The 6000-nt window shown below is 65.5% G+C and carries 6 protein-coding genes; 2 read left to right on the forward strand and 4 right to left on the reverse strand.

Annotated features, from left to right (window positions below):
* Positions 1-4 precede the first annotated feature (4 nt).
* From A9973_RS20890 to A9973_RS20900, 3 genes are all read right to left on the reverse strand, one after another.
* A complete protein-coding gene (locus tag A9973_RS20890) occupies positions 5-1699 on the reverse strand; it encodes a nicotinate phosphoribosyltransferase (protein WP_183015577.1) in 1695 nt (564 codons plus the stop codon).
* A 15-nt stretch (positions 1700-1714) separates the two neighbouring features.
* On the reverse strand, positions 1715-2548 hold the full coding sequence (locus A9973_RS20895) for a ribose-phosphate pyrophosphokinase-like domain-containing protein (RefSeq protein WP_183015578.1): 834 nt from the start codon (positions 2546-2548) through the stop codon (positions 1715-1717).
* Between the two features lie 96 nt (positions 2549-2644).
* On the reverse strand, positions 2645-3298 hold the full coding sequence (locus A9973_RS20900) for an NUDIX hydrolase (RefSeq protein WP_183015579.1): 654 nt from the start codon (positions 3296-3298) through the stop codon (positions 2645-2647).
* Between the two features lie 274 nt (positions 3299-3572).
* Between A9973_RS20900 and A9973_RS20905 the strand changes: the two genes are divergently transcribed.
* On the forward strand, positions 3573-4682 hold the full coding sequence (locus tag A9973_RS20905; RefSeq protein ID WP_183015580.1) for a porin: 1110 nt from the start codon (positions 3573-3575) through the stop codon (positions 4680-4682).
* Between the two features lie 91 nt (positions 4683-4773).
* Positions 4774-5193 carry a hypothetical protein gene (locus A9973_RS20910; protein WP_255469250.1) on the forward strand — a complete coding sequence of 140 codons (420 nt, stop codon included), beginning with the start codon at positions 4774-4776 and terminating at the stop codon, positions 5191-5193.
* Here A9973_RS20910 and A9973_RS20915 read toward each other — a convergent pair.
* The gene (locus tag A9973_RS20915; RefSeq protein ID WP_183015581.1) at positions 5160-5834 is read right to left on the reverse strand and encodes an ankyrin repeat domain-containing protein; all 675 of its coding nucleotides are present in this window, start codon (positions 5832-5834) and stop codon (positions 5160-5162) included. The two genes, A9973_RS20910 and A9973_RS20915, sit on opposite strands and share 34 nt — an antisense overlap.
* Positions 5835-6000 lie beyond the last annotated feature (166 nt).

Genomic DNA, 6000 nt, shown 5'->3' on the forward strand with positions numbered 1-6000 from the left:
ATAGTCAGCGCGCCGCCCAGTCGATGCTGCCCGGCGCGGGGCACGTCCACGACGATTGCAGCCGTTCCCGGATCTGGGCCAGGCTCTGCTCCACCAGCAGGTTGCCGTCCCGGAACACCGGCACCAACGCGCCGCCCTCGGCCTGCTCGGGCGTCTGCTGGTCGTGCAGCACATAGCCGGTTGCGGTTTCATCGACCCGCAAGAGGCCCTTGGCCGAGCGCTTCACGCCCGAATCCGTGACCGGGTCCTTCACCAGTTCCTGGGGCTCGCCGTCGACTTCGGCGTACGTCGCCTTCAATGCCCAGCCGAAGGTGTCGCGCGTCAGGTACTGGTAGGTATAGGACCCGATGCCCAGCACGACGTTGCCGGAGGCGAAGCCCTTCTTTTCCAGCCGGACCAGAATGTCGCGGCCGCGGGCCAACGTGATGGAATCGCCATAGATCAGGCCTACGTGCGGGTCCAGCAGCTTGTAGCCGCGGTCCGTCACCACGCCGCCGAAGGTGTCCCACAGGCACTGCACCGCGCCCTTCACTTCGGCTTCGCGCAACGCTTGGCCGGCGCACGCGTTCTCGCCCAACAGCCAGTAGGCGCCGGTCGCCGCATCGCGCACCGCCTCGGCACCGTCGCGGGCGGCGGCGGCCATTGCCGCGGCGTCCCCGACGCTTGGCACGTCCGAGCAGAAGTAGCCCGTCAGGATCTTCACGGGGTCGCCCGAATCGGGGCGGAACACAACCTTGGCGTTGCCGAATGGGTCGGGCCGGCGCGCCAGGATCTCGGGCTTCAATGCGGCGGCAAAGTCCGTCACCACCTGCCAGAAGTCCCAGGTGTCCGACACCACCGACACGATGCCCGCCGGGTAGACCTGCGTGACCAGGCGGCGGATGGTCGCGATCTCGCCTTCCTTGCTGCCCAGGCACATGACCGAGTGCTCGGTCGCCGGGACCGAGCCGCCAATCAATTCTCGGTCGGAATCGGCGCCGTAGAGGTCTTCCAGGTAGTCGATGGCCGGAATCGTGTCCGTACCGGTGAACGACAGCAAGTGCCCCGCGCCGCTCTTGCGGGCGTCGTAAAGACCCGACATGCCGCGCATCGAGAAGTCGTGCCCCTGCCAGTTCACGAAGTCCATCGGGCTGCCGGTCAGGCGCGCGAAGTAGGTCAACAGCTTGCGGTATTCGAAGGCGATGGTCGCCACCGTCGACGCCTTCCAGGACTCGCAGCTGAACAGCGTCTCGATATAGGTCACGAGCCACGCGAACGCCGGATGCGTGTTGATGAAAGTCACCGGCGGCACGCGGATATCCACGCGCGCGCCCTCGGGCACCGAACGGATCTCCAGCGGCAGATAGCCCAGTTCATACAGCGCCTGCAAGTGGTCCACGGTGACCGCACCCTTGCCCAGCGCGTTGTCCACGCGGCGCTGGTACTGGCGCACGGCCACGCCGGCCGGCTTGCCGAAGAATTCGCGGTCGAACAGGTCGATCAGGATTTCCTTGATGAAACCTTGCAGGCCGAACCAGACAATCTTGCCGTCGAACAGTTCAGGCAGCACCGGCGCCAGCCGGGCGGAACGCGGCGTGAAGTTGGCCAGGATCTTGTTGGTGCCCTTGGGATACTGGAACGGGTGGCCCGTCTTGTAGAAGTCGGCTTGCAGAAAAGGGTTGATGCCGTTCTTGACGGTAAGGTCGTCGCGGGTGTTCATGGTTCGGTTTCCTTCTTAGTTGACAAGCACCGGAGCGCCAGCGCCTTCGGTGCCGGTCCAGTCGTAGGCGGTGAATATGCCGGCAAAGCGGGCGTTCAGCTCGGCCAAGCCCTTGCTGAAGATGCCGTGCGTGACATACAGGTACAGCGGCTGCCGGGTGGTGTCGCGCAAGGCGGCCGCCAGCTCCAGGAAGGTGCGGCCACCGTCGCAGATGTCATCCACCACCAGCACCGGTTGCGCAGGGATGTCGCCGGGCACGCGGGTTTCGGTGATGCGGCCGGTAAGCGGGTCGCGGACCTTTTCGGCGTAACGGACGTCCGCCACGCCCAGCGTCTTGGCCAACGCCTGCACGCGCTTGCGGGCGCCGGCGTCCGGCGCCATCAGGGTGACGCCGCCGGCAAAGGCCGGGGCGGCCAGCGCGCGCGCCAGGAAGGCGGCGGCATCGACCACGCGGACGCGTTGCAGCAGCGCGGGCGTCACGTCGCTGTGGGGTTCGACCACGGTCACCGTGGCGTATTGCTGATCGTTGATCAGCTTGCAGAACACCGCCACGCCCAGCGCCTCGCCCGGATTGCAGACCCGGTCCTGCCGGGCGTACGGCACGTAGGGCATGTCCAGGTGCACCGGCACGGCCGGGTTCAGGCGGCGCAGCGCGTCCGTCAGCATCAGCAGTTGCATGACGTCGTCAGCCGACTTCAACAAGGCGTGGATACGGAACTCGGTGGCCGCATCGGCCTGGGCGCGCAATCCGGCCGGCACCGTGACCTGGCTTTCGCCGCCGGGGAACACGAACGCGGCCGGCGTATCGCTCTGGCGTCGTCCTTCTACTACCGCAGTGATGGTGAACATGATCAGCCCTTAGTGGCACTTTAAAACTAAGTGAAGCCAGTATAAGCCCACTTATTGTTGATTTGCAACTATGTTGGATTCAGGATGGTCCGGCGCTTATCCGACGCTGCGGTCGAACAAGGTGAAGTCCTTCAGGCGGTACAGGCGGGCGGGACGCTGGGCGCCCACCACATAATCCTCGGTGGCTTCCAGCACGTCCCACGCTTCCATCTTCCGGCGGAAATTCGACTTCTCCAGCCGGGTCTGCAAGATGGCTTCATAGGTGTGTTGCAGCTCGGTCAGCGTGAAGCGTTCCGGCAACAGGAAGAACGGCAAGGTCGAATAGCTGGACTTGCCGCGCACCCGGGCCACCGCCGCCGCCACGATGCCGGCATGGTCGAACGCCAGGGGCGGCAACGCGTCCACGCTCACGAAGCGGAATCCGGCCTGCGTCGCGGCCTCCAATTCGGCCGCCGGCACCAGCGCCACATAAGACACCGACAACGACCACTTGCGCGGATCGCGGGACGGCCCGGAGAACACCTGCAGCTGCTCCAGGTAGCGCGGCTCGAACCCCGTCTTGTCTCGCAACACGCGGCGCACGCTGGCATCGGTGCTGGCGTCTTCGTCCACATGCACCACCCCGCCCGGCAACGCCATGGCGTCTTTGAAGGGCGCGCGGTCGCGTTGATGCAAGGCGATTTCCAGGACGCCCGCCCGCAAGGTGAGCAAGACGGCATCGACAGTGACAAGCGGCAGCGGGTAGTCCACGGGAGGTTCCGTAAGTGGGCGTAGAAAGGGACTTCGGGGCAAGATGCCACTATGGCCGGGAACAGTCAACCGCCGCCGCGCCGAAGCGGACAACCATGGCGTCATTCCGGCACTGGAATTAGGCGAAATAGCCTGAAAATCCGATGTAATAAGCAGAAAATAGCGTAAATGTTTTACACTAAGGTCTGGGAACACCGCTGGGCGCTATGCCGAGCGTGCTGTTCCCTTTGTTTTTTCCAACCCGTTCCCAACCCGTACTCCAGGAGATCTCCGGATGAAAAAGACGCTGCTCGCCGCTGCGATGCTGACCGCTTACACAGGCATCGCTCAGGCAGAACCGTCAGTCACCCTCTATGGTGTCATCGACACCGGCATCGGCTACAACAAGATCAAGGGCGACGGCTACAGTGGTAGCAAGCTCGGCATGATCAACGGCATCCAGGCCGGCTCCCGCTGGGGCCTGCGCGGATCCGAAGATCTGGGCGATGGCCTGCGCGCTGTGTTCAAGCTGGAAAGCGGTTTTGATTCCGGCAACGGCCAGCGCGGGCAATCCGGCCGCCTGTTCGGCCGCCAAGCCACCATCGGCCTGGCCAACGACGCCTGGGGCCAGCTTGATTTCGGCCGCCAGGCCACCATCGGCTCGAACTACCTGGCCGACATCGACCCCTTCTACACCAGCTACACCCAATCCAACCTGGGCCTGGGTTTCAGCGCGGCCAACACCATGCGCTGGGACAACATGGTCATGTACCGCACCCCTTCGGTGAACGGTTTTGAATTCGGCATCGGCTACTCGTTCAACGCGGACGACACGACCGCCGACCAGACGGGCTTCCGCACCGCCGACAACACGCGCGGCATCACCGCCGGCCTGCGCTATGTGCAAGGCCCGCTGAACGTCGCGCTGACGTACGACCAGTTGAACGGCTCCAATCGCAGCACCACGATCGACAGCGACGCCACGCCGCGCCAATACGCGCTGGGCGTGTCGTATGACCTGGAGGTCGTGAAGCTGGCGGCCGCCTACGGCCGCACCACCGACGGCTGGTTCGTCGGCCAGGACCTGCCCGCCGGCACGCCTTTCAGCGACGAGTTCGGCACCAACCGCTTCGTGAATGGCTTCAAGGCCAACTCGTACATGCTGGGCGCGACCCTGCCTGTCGGCGGCGCCAGCAGCGTGTTCGCCTCGTGGCAGCACGTCGCACCGTCCAACGACCGCCTGACGGGCGGCGACGCCAACATGAACGTCTACAGCGTGGGCTACACCTACGACCTGTCCAAGCGCACCAACCTGTACGCCTACGGTTCGTACGGCAAGGACTACGCGTTCATCGACGGGCTGAAGAGCACCGCCGCGGGCGTGGGCATCCGCCACCAGTTCTAAGCGCCCGACCGCTTGGAAGAACGCCGGCCTCTTACGGGGCCGGCGTTTTTTATCGCCCGGCCAGGGTGCGCGGCGTGGGGCCGGAACCCCGTTGGCGCTGATCGCGCCCAGCTTCGAAGGCTTGCTGCTTGGCCGCTTTATCCAGGCGGCAGGATTGGCGACCTGTTCCGTCACGACGCAGACACTGTTGCGCGACCGCCTCTCGGGCGACGCCTTGACACGCTATTTCGTGACCCTGGGCGCGCTGCGGCGCACCGCCGTGCTGGTCGCGGGCCTGAACTTCCTGGTGTTCTCTTTCTACTCCGCCGGCCCTTTCATGACCGGCCCTCTGCCCGGCCTGGGATTCGGCTGGGTCGGTCTGGCGGTGGCCGTGGCGGGCCTGGCGGCCAGTTCATGGCTGCCCTTCCATTCCCCCTTGCCGCTGTCCGGCGCCTGGCTCTTGGTCTGCACCCTGCTGCTGCACACGCACCGGCGGGATCACCCGCGCGCGCCGGCTCGTTCCAGCAGTTGAACCGTTTCACGCTGCCCGCGTTGACGGGCATGCGCAAGCGGCGTGCGGCCGTCGGCGTCGGCCAGGTTCACGTCGCCCCCCCCTTCGATCAGCAACGCGACAATCGCCTGATGGTTCGGGCCGCCATCGCTCAGGATGATGGCTTCCAGCAAACCCGTCCAGCCCAGCCGGTTCACGTGATTGGGGTCCACGCCCGCTTGCAGCAACGTCCTCACCACGTCCACATGGCCGCGTTCGCACGCCGGGATCAGCGCGGTGCCGCCGTAGCGGTTGGTGCTTTTCAGGTCCGCGCCATGACGCAGCGTCAGGTCCAGGATCTCGCGATAGCCCTGGGCGCCCGCCAGCAGGTAGGCGCTGTCCTGCATCTGGTTCTGCGCATTCACATCGGCGCCCGCCTCGATCAGGACGCGGGCGGCCTGCGCATGATTGCCCTGCGTCGCGCGCAGCAAGGCAGTATTGCCCTGCGCATCCCTCGCCTCCAGCGGCGCGCCGCGCGCCAGCAGTTCGCGCACGCGCGTCGTCTCGCCTTGCGCGGCAGCCGCCAGCAGTTGCGCGGCCGGTTCTTCAGCCGCCGCCGCCCCCGCGCCGACGGCGCCCAGGAACGCGACGAAACAAGCCCGCCAGAATTTGATGATCGCCATCGCCGTTATCCTCCTCGTGAATCCAAGCTGGATTATGGACAAACGCGTCGGCATTGGGAATTTCCCTAACCCCACCGGCAGTGCAATACACGGGACATACGAGCCAGTCATCATCGGACACTTTTTTATCGCAGCCCCTGCCGGCCCATGACACAGACCCCTACCC

The sequence above is a fragment of the Achromobacter sp. UMC46 genome (genome assembly GCF_014170335.1).
Taxonomy (GTDB): domain Bacteria; phylum Pseudomonadota; class Gammaproteobacteria; order Burkholderiales; family Burkholderiaceae_B; genus Achromobacter.